Genomic DNA, 23,740 nt, shown 5'->3' with positions numbered 1-23,740 from the left:
CTATATTATTTAGGTTCTAAATATAATTATTAGCCTTCACATAATAATTACCATTTAAACACATAATTTCTTTTTTCAATTGCATTTCAAATAATAACTCATAAATTTGTGTTATGTCAACACCTGTTATTTTTATAATATCATCAATATGTATAGGATTGTCAGAAATCATGCCATAAATCCTTTTTTCAAGTCCATTTAATTTTTTTTCTTTATTTATCTTTTCATTATAATCTATTCCCAGTAATTGAAATACATCTTTACTATTAGTAAGGGGAACTGCGCCGTCTTTTATAAGCTTATTAGTACCTATACTATTCTTAGAAAAAATCGAACCAGGAACTGCCATCACTTCTCTTCCTTGCTCCAATGCTGAACCTGCCGTTATCAGTGATCCACTTTTTAAACTAGCTTCTACCACAATTGTAATTTCACTAAGTGCACTTATAATTCTATTTCTAATGGGGAAATTATACGCTAACGGTTTTGTTCCAGGTACAAATTGAGATAATACGCATCCTCCAGTGTCCAATATTCCATTAAAAATTTTTAAATTTCGTTTTGGATATACAATATCTAACCCACACCCTAAAACTGCACAGGTGTATCCACCATTTTCTACACATGCTAGATGAGCTTCTGCATCGATGCCTATTGCAAGACCACTAATTATATTAATATTTTCATTGCAAAGGTCTTTTGCTATTATTTTAGCTATATTACTTCCATAGCTTGAGCATTCTCTAGATCCAACAATAGAAACATTTCTATATTTATTTAAGCTCTTTATATTTCCCTTATAAAAAATAGCATACGGGGAATCATCATAATTTCTAAGTTCACTAGGATAATCATCATCAAAATATGTAACCAAACTAATTTTATTTCTAACAATATCATTTTTCAAATTATTTACTGTATCATTGTCCCATTTGAGCTTTAAATTGACATCTTTACTTCTAGTATTATATTCATTTACAGTATAATACCATATTTCTTTAGTATTTTTAAATGTTTTTATCAAATTAATTTTAATCTTATCACTAATTCTTAATAATATAAACCATAAATCATATTCGTTCATAACTGTTTCTCCCTTTGCAGTTCTATGTTCACAATCCCTCCTTCAAATTATATACAAAGAATTTAATTTATATACAAATAAATATAAATTCACGAAAATAATAAAAAAATAAACCATACTAAAAAATTTTTAATAATTTTCAGTACAGCCTATTTTGTATTTGATTTATTTTTTTGTATAGCTATGTTTAACTTAAAAAGCATTTTTTATAAGTTTAATTTGATATTTGTTGTCTAATCCATTTAATATTATTTCAACAATGTCAAATCTAATATTATAATTATAATAATTGTTTTTATAAACATAAAATTCAGCAAGCTTCTTTAGTTTATATTGTTTAGTTTTATTAACCGCTTCAGCTGGAGTTCCAAAACTACAATCATATCTAGTTTTTACTTCTACAAAACACATATATTCTTCATTGTATGCAATTATATCAATCTCACCTGTTCTACATCTAAAGTTTCTTTCCTTAATTGTATAATTGTTTTTTATTAAATATTCTTCCCCTATGTCTTCACCATAATTGCCAATAGCCTTATTTAACTTATGCATTATATGCTCCTTTACTTCAAGGCATTTGTTTATAACAGCGTGTTGAGAAGTACTGATGAAGTGTTTTCACCTTTGCTTCGCGGTGAAAAGGTGAAGGGTCGCTAAAACGAGTTGAAGGGTTTGACAGGCACTTTGCTTGTCAAAGGTAATATTTTTTCCGTGGAAAAAAGCTATGGATCTATCCATAAACCCTTCACCTTTTATCCGAGCATTGCAAGGATAAACCCCGTCACCTCTGCCATTTGGCGACCCTTCGCTTTTTAACGTGCGAAGCAATCGTTAAACCCCTTCACTATTATTCTGCAATCTCTATATATTATAAAAAAACGCCATAATTAAACAGTCATTATAACTATTGACATTATGGCTTAGGTATATACATCCTACAATATATTTCCAAGAAAACTAATTCTGTGTATTGGGCATGGTCCATACTTTTTTATCGCTTCAATATGTTCTTTACTTCCATAACCGCTGTTGCTTTCAAAATGATATTCTGGATACTCCTCTGCATATCTTTTCATCAAGTCATCTCTATAAACTTTTGCAATTATTGATGCACAAGCTATACTAGCACTTTTAGAATCTCCTTTAATAGCAAACGTGTTCTTTATGCCTACATTTTTTATTGCATATCCATCAGAAAGCACAAAATCAGGCCTCATTTCTAAGTTTTGTGCGGCTAATCTTAAAACTTTTTGATTGCAAACTCCAATTCCATATTTATCTATTTCAGTTTTATCTATTAACTCGATATTATAACATTTAGCTTTCTCTATTATAATTTTAGATAATTCTTCTCTTTTATGAGCAGTAAGCTTCTTTGAATCATTTATTTCAAGTATTAAATCTTTATCCTCTACATCTAGGTCTAATATAACTGAAGCTGCCACAATAGGTCCTGCTAGTGGTCCTCTGCCAACCTCATCAACACCTGCTAGATGTCCTTTTATCTCTAAATTCTTATCAAACTCATATAGTTTCCTAACTCTCTCTAATTCTTTTCTTTTATTTTCCAAATATACACTTAAGCTCTTAGAAAGATTTCGAACATTTTTTCTGTTATCATTTTTAAGCAATTCTATAGTTTCTCTATAGCTTTCTTCAGAGCTATTGTTCACGTATTCCTTGATTTTTAAGAAACTCATTTTATTAATATCCATAACTAACCTCTAGGACTCTCTAATGATATAGCACCTAATTTTCCACCTCTAAACTCATCTAAAAGCATTACAGCCACTCTGTTATAATCTATATTACCTTTAGAAATAACCGCTCCTCTTTTTCTAGCTATATTTTCCATATTCAAAAGAGCTTCTGTTTCCAAAGAATCTAATTTATATCTCTTCATTAAATTATCAGGATAATCTTTTTGAAGCTTTTCTATTAAGTTTAATGCAAGTTCCTCAATATCCATTATTTCATCTTTTATGGCACCAGTAAATGCCAAATTCAAACCTACTTTAGTTTCCTCAAACTTAGGCCAAAGCACACCAGGGGTATCCATAAGCTCTATACCAATTTTAGTTTTTATCCATTGTTTACTTTTTGTAACACCTGGTTTATCTCCAATTTTGGCAATCTTATTTCTTGCCATTTTATTTATAAAAGACGACTTGCCAACATTAGGTATACCTACTACCATAACCCTTGTAATTACATTTGTAACACCTTTTGACTTAAGTCTATCTATTTTTTCTTTTAATAAATTATCAAGTTCACCTTTTATGTTATTTAGTCCTACTCCTGTTAAGGAGTTCACAGGTATCGCTCTTACGTTACCTTTCGATAAATAATTGATCCATTCTCTTGTAACACGTTCTGAACTTAAATCGCATTTATTTAATAATATAATTCTAGGTTTATCTTTGCATATCTCATTAATCTCTGGATTTGCACTTGATTTTACTATTCTAGAATCTCTTATCTCTATAACTGCGTCAACCAGCTTTAAATTTTCTTTTATTTCACGTCTAGTTTTAGCCATATGACCTGGAAACCAATTTATTGCTTGTATCATTATATCCCTTCTTTCCTAATTATTAATGTTTATTCTTATTTGTAATAAATTGCAAAACAAGTTGGTTAAAGATTTTCATCATAGCTAAAAGCTAGATAAAAAGATTAAAGAAAGCCTTCGGCTAGATGTAAGAATTGACGAGGCTAATGAATGTCAATATACTTTAGATTATAGATTTTAAGTTCAAAGATTTTTCGCAGCATAGCGAAGAAAAATCATCATAACCCTTTTGCTGCAAGCAAATTCTCTCACCATTAACGGCATTACCGTTAATTCTTCCATCTTGCCAATGTGGCAATTTTTAACCAGGTACTTCGCAATTTCTTTATATTCCGAATTTAAATATTCTTTGTTCAACAGACTGTATATATTAAAATTATTAATTATTAAACAAACTTAGGCCTATTGAGCCAAAATAAAAAAAGGGACTTTACAGCCCCGTTTTTTTACTTTAATTCTTTAACCTTTGCAGCCTTACCAACTCTATCTCTTAAGTAGTAAAGTTTAGCTCTTCTAACTTTACCTCTTCTTACTACTTTAATACCTGCTATTATTGGAGCGTTAATTGGGAAAGTTCTTTCAACTGCAACATTGTAAGCTACTCTTCTTACAGTGAAAGTTTCTCTTAATCCACCATTCTGCTTTTTGATAACTGTTCCTTCAAAAGCTTGGATTCTTTCCTTTTCTCCTTCTTTGATTCTTACATCAACTTTAATAGTATCTCCTACATGGAATTCAGGTAAATCAGTTCTGATTTGTTCTGCTTCGATTGATTTTATTATATCTAACATTGTGCATTCCCTCCTAAGATTAATTTGACGTTCATAACCACTGATTGCAGCCAGAGGAGCGCCCGTACTAACACAACTTATATCTTAACACATAGTGCTTATATTTTCAATAAAAATCATTTATTCTCCATTAAAAGTTTTTTATCTTCTTTTGATAAGGAGATTTTTTTAAACATATCTGGTCTTCTAGTTTTTGTAAGTATAAGCGACTTTTTTCTCCTCCATTTTCTAATGTTCTCATGGTGACCTGAAAGTAAAATTTCTGGAACAACGTCATCCCTAAAACATTCAGGTCTTGTATATTGTGGATACTCTAATACACCATTATAAAAGGATTCATCTTCATAACTTTCAGCCACTTTTAGAACTCCTGGTATTAACCTTGCTATACTATCCACTATTGGTATGCAAGCCATTTCACCACCTGTAAGTACAAAATCACCCAGTGATATTTCTAAATCAATATAATTATAAACTCTTTCATCTATACCTTCATAATGTCCGCATACAAAAATGAGATTTTTTTCTTTAGATAAATCCTTAGCCATCTCTTGATCAAATTTTTTACCTCTAGGTCCTAAAAAAATAACTTTGCCTTCGTTATTTTTTTTAACACCCTCTATAGCATCTACTAGAGGTTGCACAGTCATAACCATACCTTGACCACCACCATAAGGATAGTCATCAGTTTTTTTGTGTTTATTGACACTGTAATCCCTAATATTGTGCGTATTTATATCTATTATTTTATTTTCTATGGCTCTTCCTATAATACTATAGTTAAAAATATCAAACATCTCTGGAAATAAAGTTAATATATCAACATTTAGCTCCATGTTTCCACCGGCTTAATAGTAATTATTTTATTTTCTATGTCCATTTTACTAACTACAGATTTCAGTGCTGGAATAAGAATTTCTTCTTCTCCTTTTACCCAATAAACTTCGTTACTTCCAGTAAATATTACGTCAAATACATTTCCAAATTTTTTACCATTTTCATCAACCACATTGCAACCAATTATATCTGCCACAAAATATCTGCCTTCTTCTAAATTAGCCGCATTTTCTCTATTAACTTGAATGTATTTATTTTTATATTTATAAGCCTCTTCTGGTGATTCAATCCCTTCTATTTTTAATATAACCTTATCCACTTGAAATTTACACCAAGATATCTCTCTTTCAATGCCATCTATATAAACTGTCTTTAATTTTCTAAATCTTCTTATGTCATCAGTTAAAGGATATACTTTAAGCTCTCCTTTAATTCCATGGGTATTTATGATTTGACCAACTGTTATAAATTCTTTCATAAATTTGCACCTCTTTAATAAAATAAAGAGTTAGGCTAGCCTAACTCTTATATAATTTCTACAACAACTCTTTTATTTTCTTTTATAGCTGCTGCTTTTACAACAGTTCTGATAGCTTTAGCTATTCTGCCCTGTTTACCAATAACTTTTCCCATATCATCTGGTGATACTCTTAGTTCCAAAATTATTGATGCTTCACCGGTAATTTCATTCACTTTTACCATCTCTGGGTTATCAACTAAGGCTTTAACAATTGTTTCCAATAGTTGTTTTATGATAAACACCCCCAGTAATTATTTTGTTATTTCGCTTTTGTTAAAAAGCTTTTTAACTGTATCTGATGGTTGTGCACCGTTCTTCATCCATTCAGCTGCTTTTTCAGCATTAACTTTAAATGTTACAGGATCAGTAGTTGGATTGTAGTATCCAATTTCATCGATGAATCTTCCGTCTCTTGGACTTCTTGAATCAGCAACAACAATTCTGTAAAATGGAGCTTTTTTAGCACCCATTCTTTTTAGTCTTATCTTAACTGCCATATGTAATCACCTCCTTCAAAGGATAAAATATAAATTTATTAAAAAGGCATTTTGCCAAACAATCCCTTTTTAGACATTTTTTCAAAACCTTTCATCTGTTTCATTTGCTTCTTAACCATATCAAGAGTTTTTATAAGCTTATTTAATTCTTGAACAGTTGTACCTGAACCCAATGCAATTCTCTTTTTTCTTGATGCCGAAGAACTTACAAGAGATGGATTTCTTCTCTCTTTTATTGTCATTGAATATATTATAGATTCAACTCTTTTCATTTGATTTTCACCTTGACTTAAATCTACACCTTCAAGCATCTTTGAACCTGCACCTGGTAGCATTTCAATTATCTTACCAAGTGGTCCTAATTTTTTCATTTGTTTCATCATTGTTAGATAGTCTTCAAAATTCAAACCTTGATTCATCATTTTTTCGCCAAGTTCTTTTGCCTCATTTTCATCTATGGCGCTTTGAGCCTTTTCAATTAAACTTAAGACATCACCCATACCAAGAATTCTTGATGCCATTCTATCAGGATGGAACACCTCAAGATCATTCATTTTTTCACCAATACCAACAAATTTTATTGGTTTGCCAGTCATTGCTCTAATTGAAATGGCAGCACCACCTCTTGTATCACCATCAAGTTTTGTAAGGATTACTCCTGTTAAATCTAATGCTGAGTTGAAAGTTTCTGCAACATTTACTGCATCCTGACCAGTCATAGAATCAACTACTAATAAAATTTCATTAGGCTCTACATTTGATTTTATATCTTTTAATTCACCCATTAATGCTTCGTCTATATGAAGTCTTCCTGCTGTATCTATTATAACTACATTACAACCGCTATCCTTTGCATGTTCAATTGCAGCTTTAGAAATTTCTACAGGATTAACTTTATCTCCCATTGAAAACACAGGTACATCTATTGATTTACCAACTACAGTTAATTGTTTTATAGCAGCTGGTCTGTATATATCGCACGCTACAAGTAATGGTTTTTTATTTTTTTTCTTTAATGATAAGGCAAGCTTACCACACATGGTTGTCTTACCTGCACCTTGAAGTCCTGCAAGCATTATAACTGTAATTCCTGTATCACTGTAATTTAGCTTACTTTCAGTATTACCCATTAAAGCTGTTAGTTCTTCATTTACTATCTTTACAACCATCTGTCCAGGCGTTAGACTTTGCATTACACCTTCACCTAGGCATTTTTCACTTGTCTTTTTTATAAAATCTTTTACTATCTTAAAATTTACATCTGCTTCTAATAGGGCCCTTTTAACTTCCCTCATAGCTTCTTTTATATCATTTTCCGATAGTTTTCCTTTTCCTCTGAGCTTTTTTAAAGTATCCTGAAGCTTAGACGTTAAACCTTCAAAAGCCATGACAAACCTCCTCATAACTAAAAATATTCAACTATATTTGCTTAATATCTTCTATTATACTATTTATTATATCCAATTCATCTTCTGAACATATTTTTTGCTTCAATATTGCAAGTTTATCTTGAACTTCCTTTTTTACTCCTGAAACTAATATTTGTTTATCTAAAAGTTTCAACTTGCTGTCATATTGAAGTAATAATTTTTGACATCTATTTATTATATCATAAGTAGCCTGCCTACTAGTATTATTAATTTCTGATATTTCAGCTAAGGATAAGTCATCATTAAAATATAAATCCATTATATCTTTTTGTTTATCAGTTAAAAGTTCACTATATAAATCTAACATTAGCGATATCTCAAATCTTTTATCCATCTTTATCACCAACTCACAATTGATATAATATCAAAAAATAATAAAGGTGTCAAGTATTTTTACTTAACACCTATTATTTAAAATAATGCTTCTGCAAATTCATTGGCATCAAATTCTTGAAGGTCATCAATGCCCTCTCCAACACCAATGAGTTCTACTGGAATATTTAGTGCATGCTTAATTGAAATAACAACTCCACCTTTAGCCGTTCCATCTAACTTTGTGAGTACTATTCCGTCTATTTTACATACTTCCATAAATTGCTTAGCTTGAATAACAGCATTTTGACCAGTAGTGGCATCCAATACAAGTAGTGTTCTTCTACTTGACTCTGGAAAGTCTCTATCTATAACTCTGTTAATTTTTGCAAGTTCATCCATAAGATTTTTTTTATTATGTAATCTACCTGCAGTATCACAAATTAGTACATCTGCTTTTCTTGCTTTAGAAGCTTCTATTGCATCATAAACCACCGCAGCTGGATCAGAACCTTCTTGATGTTTTACTAAATCCACACCTGATCTTTTACTCCAAACTTCTAATTGATCTATAGCTGCTGCTCTAAATGTATCTGCTGCAGCCATTATAACTTTATAATTTTTATTTTTAAGTTTTGCCGAAATTTTCCCAATAGATGTGGTTTTTCCAACTCCATTTACCCCTATAACAAGTATTGTTTCTGGCGTTGTTTTTGGATCTATTGATTCTTTTGAACTTCCTAAAATATCAATAATTACTCTTTTTAGACATCCATTAACTTCAGCTGGATCTTTAACTTTTTCTTCCCTTATTTTTTCTTTTAATTTATCTATTATGTACATTGATGTCTCTACACCAATATCTGCTGTAATTAATATTTCTTCTAATTCCTCGTACATATCCTCATCAATAGAAACTGTACCATTTAATATTTCTGTTATCCTATCTGTAAAATTAGTTTTTGTTTTTGAAAGACCACTTTTTAATTTATCAAAAAAACCACCAAACATCTTTTATCCTCCTATAAATTTAATATATTATATAACCTCACTAGTTAAGTCAACAGAAACAATTTTTGACACACCTTTCTCTTCCATTGTTACACCGTAAAGTACATCTCCTGCTTCCATAGTTCCTTTCCTATGAGTTATTACTATAAACTGTATGTTTTCTGAAAACTTTCTAAGAAATTCTGAGTATCTTGATACATTAGCATCATCCAAGGCAGCCTCAATTTCATCTAATATACAAAATGGAGTTGGCTTCATTTTTAAAATAGCAAATAATAAGGCTATTGCTGAAAGTCCTTTTTCTCCACCAGACATCAAATTAATGTTTTGAAGTTTTTTACCTGGAGGTTCTACATTTATTTCTATATTTGCTGAAAGCACGTCTTCTCCCGAAAGAATTAAGTCTGCACTTCCTCCTTTAAAGAGTTCTCTAAAGGTTTCATTAAAATTTTCTCTTATTTTAGAAAAATTCTCTATGAATACCTTTCTCATAGTTGATAACATATCGTTTATAATATTTATGATTTCTTCTTTTGATTTGACCAAGTCATCTCTTTGACTTGTCATAAATTCATATTTTTCACTTACTTCTTTATATTCTTCCACTGCACCAACATTAACATTCCCAAGAGATGTTATTTGCCGCTTAATATTTTCTATTACATTTCTTACCACAGCTATATCTGTGTTTTCTTTTTTATATTCTAAAGCTTCTGCATAGGTGAGTTTATACTCTTCATTTATTTTATTTACCACAGTTTCATCTTCAATTTCAATTTTAGCTAAACTGACTTCATTTTTATGTTTAACTTCTTCTGTATTCTTTAATGTTAAATTTATTTCTTCAAGTTTGTCACCATATAATTTAACTTCATTTTTAATTTGAATTTTTTCGATTTCCTTACTTTCAAATATTTTATCCATCTCTATAATAAATTCTTTAATTTCTTTAATCTTTATTTCGTTATCTTTTAGTTTAATTTTATAATTTTCAGTGTTAGCATGCTCAACTCTTATTTCTTCTTCTAATTCATTTTTCTTTTCATTTAAATCACCTAGTTCACCATCTATTCTCTTTGTTTCTCTAGTTTTTGATGATAATATTTCCTCATATTTTGCTTTCTCTATTTTTAAAGTAGTTAACTCATCGTTAAGTTTTACTTCTTCATTATTTTTTAATTTTATGGTGTTATCCATTTTCTCTATATCTAATGCCAATTGAGCTTCTTTTGCTTTTAAATCCTCTAGTCTCTTCTCTTCTTTTGTTAAATCCTTAGATGCTTCGCTAAACTTACTATCTAATACTGAAATTTCTTTACTTGATACATTATAATTATTATTAAGTTTTTCATTCTCAGCTTCAATAGCACTTATTCTTCCTTGAATTTTAGTTATTTCAATATTTTCAGAATGTACGGAATCCATAAAGTTTAAATTTTTCTCGTCAATAAGCTTTATAGCTTCTATATCCACCTTATTTTTAGCAGACAACTCTTCAATTTCTTTTTCTAATTCTTCAATTTTATTTTTTAAATCTTCTATTTCTCTTTTTCTTCCGATTATATTTAAGGATTTATTGTATATACTTCCTCCACTTAATGAACCTCCGGCATTTACAACTTCTCCACTTATAGTTACAATTTTAAAGCTGAAGTTTGCTTTTCTGGCAATTTCAAGTGCACTATCCATATCTTTAGCAATTACAGTTCTTCCAAGTATATGTTCAACAGCCGCAGAAAATTTCTTATCATATTCTAAAAGTTCACTAGCTATCCCTAGAAAACCAGGTGTTTCAATTATATTTTTATTTACAGTGAGTTTTCTACTTTTTAGTATATTTAACGGTAAAAATGTAGCTCTTCCTAAGTTGTTTTGTTTTAAATAGTTTATAAGTTTCTTAGCTAAATTTTCATCTTCAGTTACAATATTTGAAATTCCCCCACCAAGTGCTATTTCAATGGCAACCTCTAATCCTTTTTTTACATCTATTATTTCACCAAATACAAAACATTTGCCATTTGCGCCATTTATATTGCCTTTGTCAATGTTAAGCATCAAGTTTTTAACAGACCTATTATATCCCTCATATTGCTTTTCTAAACTTTGAAGCATATTTCTGTTTGCTCCAAATTTATTTAATTCAGCATTAAGCTCTCTAAGCTTTTTTTCATTTAAAGCTACTATTCTATTTAAATTTGACATTTCTTTTTTGTTAGTTCTTATATGTTCCTCATATGTATTAATTTTTTCTCTTAAAGTTTCTGTTTCTTTCTCTAAAGCAATTTTGGTAGTTGCATTTATCTTTATAGAATTCATATAGCTATTGCATGCCTGCTTAATTTGTTCTATGTTCAATTCATGATTTTCAATATCCTTTTTAACAAGGGTTATGAAATTATTAGAATCAGATATTGCCCCCAATGTATCAAACTGATTATTTTTGTAAGAAACCAAATTGTTATCGTATTGTTTTCTTTTATTTTCTAATGAAGATAGCAATTTACCTATATCACTTATCTTTAATTTAATTCCCGATAAATTATTATGTAGTTTTTCGTATTCTACAGTGTTATTTTCTTTTTCCAATAAAAGTTTCCTAAGCTTTTCTTCAAGTTCTTCAAATTGAGTTTTAGCTTTATTAACTACAAGTTTTGAGTTTTCAATTTTTTCTTCCATCAATTTATTTTCAGATAACAGTTTTTGCTCTTCTGATTTGTTTTCATAATATTCTTTTCTTTTAGACTCATAAATATTCTCTAAATCTTCTAAATCCATTTCTAATTTTCTTAATTTCTTGTTAGTAAAACTTTTTTCATCTGAAATATTTTTTATATCTTCATTTAATTTTTCTATTTCTCTTGATATATCTTGCATTTTAAGCTTGTATCTTTCTGCTGAGTTCACAAGTAAGTTTATTTCATTTTCTTTTAATTTAGATGATAATTCAATAAAGTTCTTTGCTTTATCACTTTCATTTTTAAGTGGTCCAATTCTTTCCTCATATGTTCCAATTATATCATTTATTCTAGTTAGATTTTCCTCTGTATTCTGAAGTTTTCTTTCTGCTTCTTCTTTTCTTGTTTTAAATTTAACTATACCAGCAGCTTCCTCTAAAAGTCCTCTTCTTTCTTCTGGTTTTCCACTTAATACAGCCTCAATTTTTCCTTGTCCTATTATAGAATAACCTTCCTTACCAATACCTGTGTCCATAAACATTTCCTGTACATCTTTTAGTCTGCACTTTGTATTATTAATATAATATTCACTTTCACCAGATCTATAAAGCCTTCTACCTATTGTAACATCATTATAGTCAACCGGAATTGATCCATCTGTGTTATCAAGAGTGAGCATTACTTGTGCAAGTCCTACTGGTTTTCTAAATTGGGTTCCAGCAAAAATTACATCTTCCATTTTTCCCCCTCTTAGACTTTTCACACTCTGCTCACCTAAAACCCATCTAACAGCATCAGAAATATTGCTTTTACCACTTCCATTTGGTCCTACAACTGCCGTAACTCCTTTTTTGAAATCCAATTCTGTTTTGTCTGCAAATGATTTAAAGCCCCGAATTTCAATTCCCTTTAAAAACATAAATACACTCTCCCAATTTAAATAGCTAAAAATTCTATAACTGTGCTAAATATAAAAATGAACGCTATAAATATTATGATTGCTCTTAAAATGATTTTTTTATTATTGTTCTTCATATTCCCTCCTACTAAAACACTTTAAATTTATACAATAGAAAACCGTGCAATTACACGGTTTTCTATTGTGTTGTTTCAGTCTTTGTATGCGACTTATTTTTGGGTCTTAAAAGTATATTCTATAAATGTTATAAATTTCCTCTATTGTATTTCTCTTTTAAGTAATTTTGTACTGATATTGTTTTTTCATATTCCTCTAAGTTTATAACTATATAATCTCTAAAAATTTGATCATTTTGTTTTATTATAAACTTTAAGTTTTTATGCGTTTTCAACATCTCATTAAAATAACGTTTTTTATCAGCATATAATTTTGATATGTCTTTGCTGTTTATTTCTATATTTACAGAACCCTTATAATCTTTAATAATATTTTCTTTTATTATATCACTATATATGCTTCCCATAATTAATTCTCTAAAAGCTGGATGAAATGGTCCTGCTACTACCTCTCTACCTATATTAATTTCCTCTGTCGGTTGGAGGCCTACTCTTATGACCTCTATATCGTTTGAAATAAACATACCATACAATTCTTTGCATATTTGAACTGCCTCTTCTAAAGTATACGGTATATACTCATTTCTTAGATACATTTCTTCCATAGGTGTATTTTTTATAACCAGTGATGGGTAAATTCTACATATGTCTGGTTTTATATCTATTACTTTTTTAACAGTATCTATATCTCTTTTGAAATTATCTCCAGGAAGTCCAGGCATAATTTGATGTCCTAGTGTAAAACCATATTCTCTTATTAGTTTAGAGGCATCATAAACAGAAGCTACACTATGACCTCTTCCTGCCATCCTTAAGACATCTTCGTCCAAAGATTGTACTCCTAATTCTATTACATCCACCTTAAATTTCTTCAAGTTATCCAAAATTTCTCTATTTATATAATCTGGTCTAGTTGAAAGTCTTATATTTTTTATTTTACCAGCATTTTTATATTCTTTAGCAACCTGAAGTAATTCCTTTTGTTTTTTCATGTCTATAGCCGTGAAAGTTCCACCAAAAAAAGACACCTCAATTGTTGCATTTTTGTTAGCTATTGTTTCTAAATACTCCTCTACAGTATTTCTCACAAATTCACTATATACTACATTTTGGCTACCGGTTATTGTATTTTGATTACAAAATACGCAATTATGTGGACAACCTTCATGTGGTACAAATATTGGTATAATATAATATTCTTTACTCATAAATGCTACCTATCTTCATTAAAGCACATTGTGCTGCATCCTGTTCTGCTTCCTTTTTGCTGTAGCCACTACCTTCTCCTCGAACTTCTCCATCAAAAATTACAGATATATAAAATTTTCTTCTATGTGGTGGTCCCTCAAATTTAATTAAATCATAGGTTATAGATGTTTCACCGTTTTTTTGAAGAACTTCTTGAAGTTTTGTTTTATAATCTAATATGATTTGGTTTTTCATGGCCATATTTATTATTTTCATAAAATTTTTAAGTATAAATTCCTTTGCAAAAGTTATATCCTTATCTAAATATATTGCAGCTATTATAGCTTCAACACAATCTGCCAATATAGAAACCCTAGTTCTTCCACCAGTCATTTCCTCACCATTACTCATAAATATGTACTTTCCAAGATTCCATTTCTTAGCTACTTTAAATAATGAATTTTCACAAACTATTAGTGATCTCTTTTTTGAAAGCTCACCCTCTGTTTTATTTTCATAATTTAAAAACAGATATTCTGAAATAACAATTTGAAGTACAGAATCTCCTAGAAACTCTAATCTTTCATTATATTTTACATCTTTTTTTTGATTTGCGTAGGAACTATGCGTAAGAGCTGTTGTAAGCAAATGTTTATTTTCAAAATCCACCTCTAAACTATATTCTAGTTCCTTCAAATAATCATCTTTCATTGCCTATCCTGCCTCTCATTAAAAGCTTATTTTTCAATTTGCAATTTGTACAAATTCAAAGATAACCTCTATAATTTTAAATTAGAAATATAAAGTCCCGTATACACGGGACAGTCAGTTATTCTTCTGTATGAGCCTTTATGTATGTTACTACATCTCCTACAGTTGATACTTTTTCAGCATCTTCATCAGGAAATTCTATCTCAAATTCCTCTTCTAAGGCCATTATTAATTCAACTATGTCAAGTGAATCGGCACCTAAATCATCAACGAATGAAGACTCCATTGTTATTTCACTGGCATCTAAGCCTAGTTGATCTGCAATTATGCTTTTTATTTTATCAAACATGTAAATTCACCTCCTAAACTCTATATAGATAATATTACATATAAACTCTATCGTCAATATTAATATTATGTTTTTTTTATTTATGTTAAAACCTAAATATTTAATTTATGCTTTTAACCGCAAGATGCATATTATTCTATATTTTCTGAAACTTTTATTATTTCATTAATTTTTAAAAGTTCAGTAGCTATATTATCTGTTATTCCAGCTTCATAACACTCTATAGTTTGTCTTATAGCATTTTTAAATGCTTTTGCATTAGAACTTCCATGTGCTTTAATTACTATGCCTTTAGTTCCTAAAAAAGCAGACCCGCCAATTTCCGCATAATCAAATTTTTTAACAAACTTTTTTAGAATTGGTTTTAATAATAACCCTGCAAGTTTTCCTCTTGTAGAAGCCATTATCTCATTCTTTAACATTTTAAAAACATTTAAGGCTACTCCTTCGTACATTTTTAATATTGTGTTTCCTACAAAACCATCGCAGACAAGTATATTTACATCTCCATTTGATACTTCTCTAGGTTCTACATTACCTACAAAATTAAAATCTGATTCCTTAAGTAACTTATATGTTTTTTTTGTTAAATCATTACCCTTTTCTTCTTCTTCACCTATATTGACTAAACCTATACTTGGTTTTTTTACTTTCAATATATTTTCAAAGTATATTTTACCCATAAGTGCAAATTGAAGCAAATATTGAGGTTTACAATCCACATTTGCACCTGCATCAACAATCATAAACGATGCGTTTTTCCCTGGCATTATTGGAGCTAAAGCTATTCTATCTATGCCTTTAATTCTGCCGATTATAAAAGTAGCACCTGCCATAAGTGCTCCCGTACTCCCTGCTGAAATTATACCTTGAGCCTTATTATCTTTCACTAAATTTAAAGCCTTAGTTAAACTTGAATCCTTTTTCTTTCTAATAGCAGTAACAGGATGTTCATTAGGACTTATTATTTCAGTAGCGTTTTCTATCTGTATTTTATTTTTGTCATATACATACTTTTCAAGTTCACTTTTTATTAAATCTTCTGGACCTGTGATTATTATATTAACATCAAACTCGTTAACAGCTTTTGTGCAGGCTTCTACCACAGCACTTGGAGCATTATCTCCACCCATTCCATCCACTGCGATAATCATTTTATCACATCCTTCCAATAAACTATTTTACATTAATATTTATAAAGAGTAAACATATACTTAATATTTATAAAAAAAAAGAAAGTCAAAAGACTTTCTTTTTTTTATTTTGCTATTGCAACTACTTCCCTATCTTTGTAATGCCCACAGTTTTTACAAACTCTGTGTGCAAGTTTCATCTCGTGACAGTTTGGACATTCAACCATTCCTGGTAAACTTAATTTAAAAGTTTGAGCTCTTCTAGAATCTCTTCTACCTTTTGAAAATTTTCTTGCTGGATTTCCCACATTAAACACCTCCTTAGTTGTTTGAAAACAAATCCTTCAGCTTATCAAACCTAGGATCGTAATTTGAATTATCACAATCACAGCTGCCATAATTCAAATTTTTCCCACAAGTATAACATAAGCCTTTACAATCATTTTTACACAACCTTTGAATCGGAAGTGATGTAATAATATTGTTTTCAACAATTTCTGCTAGATCAAAATTATCATTATTTATAAAGATGAGTTCATCATCTCTATTGTCAGGATTATTAGTTAGTTTTTCATGAAATTCAATATCTAAATCATAGTTAAATTTCTGAAGACATCTAGAACATGTAAGTTCTATTTTACCAACGATAACACCATCAAGAGATAATACATCCTCAATTTTACCTATGACTAGTTGAACCTTTATTGGATCTATAACATTGATAGTTTCATAACTATCCTTAATGCTTTTTAAATCCAATATAACATTGATTTCTTTTTTTGCTATGCTTTTACGTATTAAATCAGAAATATTAATTATCATATTTTAAGCTCTGAAAATATAATTTCTCATACGAATAACCTTCGTATATTATGTGGTTACCCACATAGCTTGAGCTAAAGCCACTATTCCCTCCTAAATATTTTTGCTTACTAAATAATCCTTGTATGCACAAAATAACAAACTAATTATATAAATCTAAGATGAAATTGTCAAGTTTTAATTTAATGATATTACAATTTCCTTAGTATCACGTGCAATCATAAGTTCCTCATCTGTTGGAATTACTAGTACTTTTGTTCTAGCATTTTCAGCAGTTATATCACTATTAACACCAATAGCACTATTATTTTTTTCTTTATCAATTTTGATTCCTAAGAAATCCATATTTTCACATATACCTTCTCTATTTTCAGATGAGTTTTCACCAATTCCACCTGTAAATACTATTGCATCTACTCCATTCATAGCAGCAACATATGAACCGATATATTGTTTAACTCTATAGTGGAACACGTTAAGCGCAAGTATAGCTCTAGCATCTTTATCTTGAAAAGCTGCCTTCTTAACATCTCTCATATCACTACTTTTACCATATATTCCGAAAATACCTGATTTTTTGTTAAGTAAAGTATCTACTTCTTCAGTGCTCATCTTTAACTCTTTCATCAAAAATGTAACTACAGCTGGATCAATATCTCCACTTCTTGTTCCCATAGCAATACCTGCAAGAGGAGTAAATCCCATACTTGTATCAATAGATTTTCCACCTTCAATTGCTGAAAGACTTGCTCCATTTCCTAGATGACAAGTAATTATTTTAAGCGATTCAATATCTTTATTTAAGAACTCTGCAGCTGCTTTTGAAACATATTTATGAGAAGTTCCATGAAAGCCATATTTTCTAATTCCATTGTTTTTATATAAATCATATGGAAGTGGATACATGTATGCATAATCTGGTAGTGTTTGATGGAAAGCTGTATCGAATACTGCAACCATTGGAGTATTTGGCATTAATTCTTTACAAGCATTAATTCCAATGATATTAGGTGGATTGTGTAATGGTGCAAGTTTAATACAATCTTCAATAGATTTCATTACATTTTCATCTATAAGAACTGAATTTGCATATTTTTCTCCACCATGAACTACTCTGTGACCAACTGCTGATATTTCTGACATAGATTTTATAACTCCATGAGCATCATCTATCAATGCATCTAGAACCAACTTAATTGCTATTTTATGATCCTCCATAGGTTGCTCTACTATGTATTTTTCTCCATTTACCTTTTGAGTTAATATTGAACCATCTATTCCTATTCTCTCAACTAGACCTTTAGCAAGTACTTTCTCGCCTTCCATGTCAATAAGTTGATATTTTAATGATGAGCTTCCACAATTAACAACTAAAACTTTCATAAATTGACCTCCTATTTTTTCATTTATATTCCTTTTTGTGCTTGAACTACAGTCATTGCAACAACATTTACAATATCATCTGGATTACAACCTCTTGATAAATCGTTTATTGGTTTTGCAAATCCTTGACATATTGGTCCTATAGCTTCTGCCTTTGCAAATCTTTGAACCAATTTGTATCCAATATTTCCAGTTTGTAAATCAGGGAAAACAAGTACATTAGCTTTTCCTGCTACACTACTTCCTGGTGCCTTTAGTCTTGCTACTTCTTCTTCAATTGCAGCATCTAACTGAAGTTCTCCATCAATATCTAAATCATTTCTTTCTTTTTTTGCAATTTCTGTTGCCTGTCTGACTTTATCAACTAATTCTCCTTTAGCACTTCCCATTGTGGAAAATGAAAGCATTGCAACCTTAGGATCAAGATCACACAATTTTTTCGCTGTTTCTGCTGTAGTTATAGCTATAGAAGCTAGTTGTTCTGCTGTTGGATTTGGATTAACTGCACAATCTGCAAATAATAAAAGACCGCTTTCTCCATATTTACAATCTGGTACCATCATAACAAAAAATCCTGATACATTGCTTACTCCTGGAGCTGTTTTTATAATTTGAAGTCCTGGTCTTAAAAGATCTCCAGTTGTGTGAATAGCACCTGAAACCATACCATCAGCATATCCCAACTTTACACACATTGTACCAAAATATAAAGGATCTTTTACCATTTTTTCTGCTTTTTCAATAGTCATTCCTTTATTTTTTCTAATTTCATAAAATTCTTTTGCAAAACCTTCTGATAGTGTTGATGTTTCAGGATCTAATATTTCCGCACCTTCAACATTTACAGAAAGATATTTAGCGTTTTCCTCAATTCTCTCTTTATTACCTATAAGCAAAATATCTGCTAAACCATTTTTTAATATCTTATCACAAGCAATTAAATTTCTTCTTTCCTCTCCCTCTGCCAATACTACTTTTTTCTTGTCCTTTTTAGCCATTTCCCAAAAATTTTTCATTAAATCCATTTTAAATTTCTCCCTTCCCAAATGCAATAATATAATTATATATCGATGTTATTATATTTTACACTATAAATATAACTCTTTTTTTTAATCTATTTCAATAAAAAACTAAAAATAAACTCATATTCGATATATTTAAAAATTTCTAACAATTCAATTTTATAATTTTCATTTTTAAATAATTTAAGCATATGTATATAAGATTTCCTCTTATCTATTGTGAATATTCCATTCATTTAGTAAAATTAAAATTATATTATAAACTTTAAGCAGGTGATTACATGAAAATTTCTGCAATAATAGCAGAATACAATCCAATGCACAATGGGCATATTTACCATATAGATGAAACAAAAAAATCTTCAAATTCCGATGGAACTATATGTGTAATGAGTGGCAATTTTGTTCAAAGAGGCGAGCCAAGTATTATTGATAAATGGGAACGCGCTAAAATAGCCCTATTAAATGGTATAGACTTAGTTTTAGAACTACCATCAATTTATGCTGTTTCTTCCGCAGAATTTTTTGCCTTTGGCGCTGTAAGCCTTTTAAATAGCTTAAATATAGTTAATAATTTAAGCTTTGGAAGTGAAAACGGAAATATCCAAGACCTATACACTTTAGCTGAAATATTAACAAAAGAACCTGATGAATATAAAATCAAATTAAAAACTTATATCAATTTAGGGCTTCCATATTATACCGCAAGAAATAATGCCTTGTCCCAATTGTTTCCTAAAAATATTGATAATTTATTAACAAATTCAAACAATATTTTAGGAATCGAATATTGTAAAAGCCTTATAAAGTTACATAGTTCTATAAATCCAATTACTGTTAAAAGAATTGGTGACGATTACAACAATGAGAATATAACTTCTAATTTTCCTAGTGCTACTGCAATAAGAAAAAATCTCATGTTTAATACAGATTTATCTTCGCTTGCAAGCTTTATGCCTAACTCAACCTATGAAGAATTATTAAAATTACATAATGCAAATTACAATTTTGTTTTTAAGGAAAATTTATTTCAATATTTAAAATATAAATGTCTATCTTCTGAAAATCATATTGACAATATACCGGATGCAAGTGAAGGTCTTCATAACAAAATATATGATTGCATAATTTCTTCTAACAACATAAACGAACTTATTCTTAAAGTAAAAAGCAAACGATATTCTTACACTAGAATCAGTAGAATTTTATGTCAATACTTTATTGGTTTTGAAAATTACAATACGGAATTGCTTAGAAAAAAACCATGTCCATATGCACGAATTTTAGGTTTTAATGACAGAGGACGAGAAATGCTTAAGCTTATAAAAAACAGTTCTAATATTCCAATTTATTCAAAACTTCCAAAAAAAGAGTTGTTATATGAATGCTTAAAACTTGACATTCAAGCTACTAATGCGTATAGCATACTAAATAAAAATGTAAGACCAATGTCAGATTATTTAATAAGTCCTATTTACTTATAAATATATGTAATTTTTTTAATATATTTTTATTATATATAGAAAAGAGGTGCCAATAAATAAGGAAAGGAATATGTCAAAACATTAACAGAGTATTATGCAAATTCATAAAATTTTGTAATGTTTTAACAGTGGTATAGACTTGAATATTAATATATTTGTATTCTTTTTTATTACTTTTTCTATGAGTTTACTGTTTTTAACTAATTTGTTTAAAAAAAATAAATTAAATATATTTATTACAATAATGTGTTCTGTTTTAATCATATCATTAATTTTAAACCCTAAAGAATGCATAAACAGTTCTCTATCTGGAGCTAAACTTTTTATGTACAAGGTTTTTCCAACTATGTTTCCATTCGTTGTACTTACAAATATAATTGTAGATTATGGTGGTGTATACATATATGCAAAAATTTTTGGCGGAATTTTATGCGGTATAATGAGGCTTCCAAAAAATTGTAGTATAGTTATTATAATAAGCGCCTTATGCGGCTATCCACTTGGCGGTAAATATTGTGCAGATCTGTATGAAGACAAGCAAATTGACTTTAGTACAGCTGAAAGGCTTCTAAACATTGCAAGCAACTGTAGCCCCTTATTTATAGTCGGCACCATTGGAAGTTCTATGCTAAATTCTCCTACTTATGGCTATTTACTACTTGCTTCAAATTATATTTCTTGTATAATTATGAGTTTTCTGATACAGCCCACAAAAAATCAATTTACTCATAAAAATATATTTCCTGTTAATATGAAAAAAATCAACTTAGGTGAAAGCATAAAAAAAAGTGTAGAAAATTCAATTTCATCTTGCAGCTTAGTTGGTGGTTTTATCATAATGTTTTCGGTAATTTTAAGCAGATTAGATTCGGCCTTTTTTTCCCAATTAATTAAGCAAAATAAGATAATAGGCTCCACAATTATAGGTGTAATAGAAATGACAAATGGATGTAATATAGTCCATTTGTCAACAATAGATATCTTATTAAAATTAATGTTATTCAGCTTTTTTACTTCCTTTGGAGGCTTATGCGTAATGTCACAGGTGTATGCTTTTACATATAAGGATAAATTTAAAATGATTCCATATCTTTTTAGAAAAGCCATTCAAGGTCTAGTTTGTGCTGCAACTACATTCATTTTGTATACTTTTTACAGCCATTTTACTATCTTAACTATAAGTTCAAAATCATATACACCATTAAATATTAATTTTGTATTTATAATATTTTTATTTGTTTGTCCATTTGTAATATACAAAATTATTAAACTTATTGAGTCTTTTTAAGTTCTTTAATGTTTTCTTTTATAACAATACCAACGTCACAAACTTTTTCTTGATATCCTTCAAGAAACTTTTCCATTTCATTTTTTATATTAGCTAGCATAATTTGGCTACTTTCTTTAACCTCTTTATCAAGACCAGAAAGTACATTAGAAGCATATTCCCTTGATGCAATTTTAATTTCTCTTGCGGTTTTTTCAGCTTCTAAGATTATTCTGTCCGCCTGCATTTTTGCTTCTTTTGTTATATTATGCCCCTCTATATCTCTCATTATCTGCTGTTCATTTTTTTGTCTTATCTTTTCAGCTTCTTTAAGTGCATCACTTATTATCTTATCTTTTTCATTCAATATCCATTGTGCCTTCTTAAATTCATCTGGTAATTGATTAATTATCTCATCTATAGTTTTTATAATTTCCTTTTTGCTTACCAATACTTTACCAGTAACAGGTACCTTCGAAGAGGTATCAACTATTTCTTCTAAATATTCTAAAAGCTTCATAACATTCATACTTATCTCTCCTTATTTAAAGGTTTTTGATTTTGACAATACCTCATTAATTATTTCATCTGGAACTAAGCCCTCAATACATCCTCCAAATTCTGCCACTTGTCTAACAGATGATGAACTTAAATAGGAATACTCTGCCCTTGTCATCATAAAAAATGTTTCTACATTAGGATCTAATTTATTGTTCATTAATGCCATTTGAAATTCATATTCAAAATCCGATATAGCCCTTAAGCCTTTTATTATTACTCTTGCTTTTTGTTCTCTCATAAAATTAACTAGAAGCCCTTTGTAACTTTGTACTTTAACATTTTTAAGAGAACCTATTACCTTTTCAATTAATTTAACTCTTTCGTCTATGTCAAATAAACCCTTTTTATTTGGATTTACTAGAACTAAAACAATAACTTCATCAAAAACTTTTGCTGATCTCTTTATTACATCTAAATGACCATTTGTTATAGGATCAAAACTTCCTGGATATATTGCTGTTTTCATTTTAATCCTCCCTATATCTATAAAAACAAATAATCGTTTTTCCGTATTTTCTATGATTAATTAAAGTTATTTTTTCATTTCCTTCATAAATTTCTTCTAGCGAATCAATTTTTGTTACTATTAAACCACCTTTATCCAACAAATTACTATTTGATATGTACTCAATAGCTGGTGGAATCATATTTTTTCTATATGGTGGATCTATAAATATCAAATCAAATATTATTCCTTTTTTATCTAGGTGCTCTAAAGCCTTGTATGAGTCCATATTAAGGCATTCACATTTGTCTGTAAAATTTAAATTTTCTACATTTTTCTTTAAGAGTGGAAATGTTACTGGACTTTTATCTACTAAATAACATTGTTTTGCTCCCCTACTCACAGCTTCAAGTCCCAAACTTCCTGTTCCTGCAAATACATCCAACGCAACTGAATATGGAACACTTTCTTGAATTATGTTAAATATTGCTTCTTTTACTCTATCTAAAGTAGGTCTTGTTGTGTCAAAACCTTCTGGTGACAACAATTTTCTTCCCTTTGCAAGACCTGCAATTATTCTCATATTTTTTCCTCCCTTTGACTTTTGT

The 23,740-nt window shown here is 29.4% G+C and carries 27 protein-coding genes; 2 read left to right on the top strand and 25 right to left on the bottom strand.

The window, feature by feature from the left end:
• Positions 1 to 16: 16 nt before the first annotated feature.
• The 22 genes from dprA to pta form a co-directional block, all read right to left on the bottom strand.
• A complete protein-coding gene (gene dprA, locus B8978_RS06810; protein ID WP_084114889.1) occupies positions 17 to 1,084 on the bottom strand; it encodes a DNA-processing protein DprA in 1,068 nt (355 codons plus the stop codon).
• A gap of 192 nt (positions 1,085 to 1,276) precedes the next feature.
• Positions 1,277 to 1,639 (bottom strand): YraN family protein, encoded by a 363-nt coding sequence (locus B8978_RS06805; RefSeq protein WP_084114888.1) that lies wholly within the window; start codon positions 1,637 to 1,639, stop codon positions 1,277 to 1,279.
• Positions 1,640 to 2,022: 383 nt separating this feature from the next.
• Positions 2,023 to 2,787 (bottom strand): ribonuclease HII, encoded by a 765-nt coding sequence (locus B8978_RS06795; protein ID WP_084115106.1) that lies wholly within the window; start codon positions 2,785 to 2,787, stop codon positions 2,023 to 2,025.
• Positions 2,788 to 2,804: 17 nt separating this feature from the next.
• Positions 2,805 to 3,659 (bottom strand): ribosome biogenesis GTPase YlqF, encoded by an 855-nt coding sequence (gene ylqF, locus B8978_RS06790; protein WP_084114886.1) that lies wholly within the window; start codon positions 3,657 to 3,659, stop codon positions 2,805 to 2,807.
• A 163-nt stretch (positions 3,660 to 3,822) separates the two neighbouring features.
• Positions 3,823 to 3,957 carry a hypothetical protein gene (locus B8978_RS20380; RefSeq protein WP_278326782.1) on the bottom strand — a complete coding sequence of 45 codons (135 nt, stop codon included), beginning with the start codon at positions 3,955 to 3,957 and terminating at the stop codon, positions 3,823 to 3,825.
• Positions 3,958 to 4,105: 148 nt separating this feature from the next.
• Positions 4,106 to 4,450: a 50S ribosomal protein L19 gene (rplS, locus tag B8978_RS06785; RefSeq protein WP_084114885.1), complete on the bottom strand. Its 345-nt coding sequence runs from the start codon at positions 4,448 to 4,450 to the stop codon at positions 4,106 to 4,108.
• 116 nt (positions 4,451 to 4,566) lie between these two features.
• Entirely contained in the window at positions 4,567 to 5,286 is a 720-nt protein-coding gene (gene trmD / locus B8978_RS06780; protein WP_084114884.1) for a tRNA (guanosine(37)-N1)-methyltransferase TrmD, read from the bottom strand.
• On the bottom strand, positions 5,277 to 5,765 hold the full coding sequence (gene rimM, locus B8978_RS06775; RefSeq protein WP_084114883.1) for a ribosome maturation factor RimM: 489 nt from the start codon (positions 5,763 to 5,765) through the stop codon (positions 5,277 to 5,279). The genes trmD and rimM overlap by 10 nt, the downstream gene beginning before the upstream one ends.
• Positions 5,766 to 5,812: 47 nt before the next feature.
• Entirely contained in the window at positions 5,813 to 6,040 is a 228-nt protein-coding gene (locus B8978_RS06770; protein ID WP_084115105.1) for a KH domain-containing protein, read from the bottom strand.
• Between the two features lie 18 nt (positions 6,041 to 6,058).
• Positions 6,059 to 6,304 carry a 30S ribosomal protein S16 gene (gene rpsP, locus B8978_RS06765; protein WP_084114882.1) on the bottom strand — a complete coding sequence of 82 codons (246 nt, stop codon included), beginning with the start codon at positions 6,302 to 6,304 and terminating at the stop codon, positions 6,059 to 6,061.
• 38 nt (positions 6,305 to 6,342) lie between these two features.
• Positions 6,343 to 7,692: a signal recognition particle protein gene (gene ffh / locus B8978_RS06760; protein ID WP_084114881.1), complete on the bottom strand. Its 1,350-nt coding sequence runs from the start codon at positions 7,690 to 7,692 to the stop codon at positions 6,343 to 6,345.
• A 31-nt stretch (positions 7,693 to 7,723) separates the two neighbouring features.
• On the bottom strand, positions 7,724 to 8,068 hold the full coding sequence (locus B8978_RS06755) for a putative DNA-binding protein (protein WP_084114880.1): 345 nt from the start codon (positions 8,066 to 8,068) through the stop codon (positions 7,724 to 7,726).
• A 77-nt stretch (positions 8,069 to 8,145) separates the two neighbouring features.
• The gene (gene ftsY / locus B8978_RS06750; protein ID WP_084114879.1) at positions 8,146 to 9,057 is read right to left on the bottom strand and encodes a signal recognition particle-docking protein FtsY; all 912 of its coding nucleotides are present in this window, start codon (positions 9,055 to 9,057) and stop codon (positions 8,146 to 8,148) included.
• Positions 9,058 to 9,084: 27 nt separating this feature from the next.
• Entirely contained in the window at positions 9,085 to 12,651 is a 3,567-nt protein-coding gene (smc, locus tag B8978_RS06745; protein WP_084114878.1) for a chromosome segregation protein SMC, read from the bottom strand.
• Positions 12,652 to 12,895: 244 nt separating this feature from the next.
• A complete protein-coding gene (locus tag B8978_RS06740) occupies positions 12,896 to 13,975 on the bottom strand; it encodes an elongator complex protein 3 (protein ID WP_084114877.1) in 1,080 nt (359 codons plus the stop codon).
• Entirely contained in the window at positions 13,968 to 14,666 is a 699-nt protein-coding gene (gene rnc, locus B8978_RS06735; protein WP_084114876.1) for a ribonuclease III, read from the bottom strand. The genes B8978_RS06740 and rnc overlap by 8 nt, the downstream gene beginning before the upstream one ends.
• Positions 14,667 to 14,784: 118 nt before the next feature.
• Positions 14,785 to 15,015: an acyl carrier protein gene (acpP, locus tag B8978_RS06730; protein ID WP_084114875.1), complete on the bottom strand. Its 231-nt coding sequence runs from the start codon at positions 15,013 to 15,015 to the stop codon at positions 14,785 to 14,787.
• Between the two features lie 131 nt (positions 15,016 to 15,146).
• Positions 15,147 to 16,169, bottom strand: a complete 1,023-nt coding sequence (gene plsX, locus B8978_RS06725; RefSeq protein WP_084114874.1) for a phosphate acyltransferase PlsX — start codon at positions 16,167 to 16,169, stop codon at positions 15,147 to 15,149.
• Positions 16,170 to 16,273: 104 nt separating this feature from the next.
• Positions 16,274 to 16,456: a 50S ribosomal protein L32 gene (rpmF, locus tag B8978_RS06720; protein WP_084114873.1), complete on the bottom strand. Its 183-nt coding sequence runs from the start codon at positions 16,454 to 16,456 to the stop codon at positions 16,274 to 16,276.
• A gap of 13 nt (positions 16,457 to 16,469) precedes the next feature.
• Complete coding sequence (locus B8978_RS06715) at positions 16,470 to 16,970, bottom strand: YceD family protein (protein ID WP_176212629.1); 501 nt, start codon at positions 16,968 to 16,970, stop codon at positions 16,470 to 16,472.
• Between the two features lie 177 nt (positions 16,971 to 17,147).
• Positions 17,148 to 18,353: an acetate kinase gene (locus B8978_RS06710; protein ID WP_084114872.1), complete on the bottom strand. Its 1,206-nt coding sequence runs from the start codon at positions 18,351 to 18,353 to the stop codon at positions 17,148 to 17,150.
• Positions 18,354 to 18,376: 23 nt separating this feature from the next.
• Positions 18,377 to 19,378, bottom strand: a complete 1,002-nt coding sequence (pta, locus tag B8978_RS06705; RefSeq protein WP_084114871.1) for a phosphate acetyltransferase — start codon at positions 19,376 to 19,378, stop codon at positions 18,377 to 18,379.
• Positions 19,379 to 19,656: 278 nt separating this feature from the next.
• On the opposite strand from pta, the gene B8978_RS06700 reads away from it, so the two are divergent.
• Complete coding sequence (locus B8978_RS06700; protein WP_084114870.1) at positions 19,657 to 20,859, top strand: nucleotidyltransferase; 1,203 nt, start codon at positions 19,657 to 19,659, stop codon at positions 20,857 to 20,859.
• Between the two features lie 181 nt (positions 20,860 to 21,040).
• On the top strand, positions 21,041 to 22,147 hold the full coding sequence (ylbJ, locus tag B8978_RS06695; protein WP_084115103.1) for a sporulation integral membrane protein YlbJ: 1,107 nt from the start codon (positions 21,041 to 21,043) through the stop codon (positions 22,145 to 22,147).
• Here the strand turns inward: ylbJ and B8978_RS06690 are convergent.
• The 3 genes from B8978_RS06690 to rsmD are packed head-to-tail and all read right to left on the bottom strand — an operon-like array spanning position 22,131 to position 23,715.
• Entirely contained in the window at positions 22,131 to 22,655 is a 525-nt protein-coding gene (locus tag B8978_RS06690) for an ATPase (protein ID WP_084114869.1), read from the bottom strand. The two genes, ylbJ and B8978_RS06690, sit on opposite strands and share 17 nt — an antisense overlap.
• A gap of 12 nt (positions 22,656 to 22,667) precedes the next feature.
• The gene (gene coaD / locus B8978_RS06685) at positions 22,668 to 23,153 is read right to left on the bottom strand and encodes a pantetheine-phosphate adenylyltransferase (protein ID WP_084114868.1); all 486 of its coding nucleotides are present in this window, start codon (positions 23,151 to 23,153) and stop codon (positions 22,668 to 22,670) included.
• Position 23,154: 1 nt separating this feature from the next.
• Positions 23,155 to 23,715 carry a 16S rRNA (guanine(966)-N(2))-methyltransferase RsmD gene (gene rsmD / locus B8978_RS06680; protein ID WP_084114867.1) on the bottom strand — a complete coding sequence of 187 codons (561 nt, stop codon included), beginning with the start codon at positions 23,713 to 23,715 and terminating at the stop codon, positions 23,155 to 23,157.
• Between the last annotated feature and the right edge of the window lie 25 nt (positions 23,716 to 23,740).

It is taken from the genome of Clostridium acidisoli DSM 12555 (genome assembly GCF_900176305.1).
Classification (GTDB): domain Bacteria; phylum Bacillota; class Clostridia; order Clostridiales; family Clostridiaceae; genus Clostridium_I; species Clostridium_I acidisoli.
This window is presented reverse-complemented; position numbering and strand designations above follow the sequence as displayed.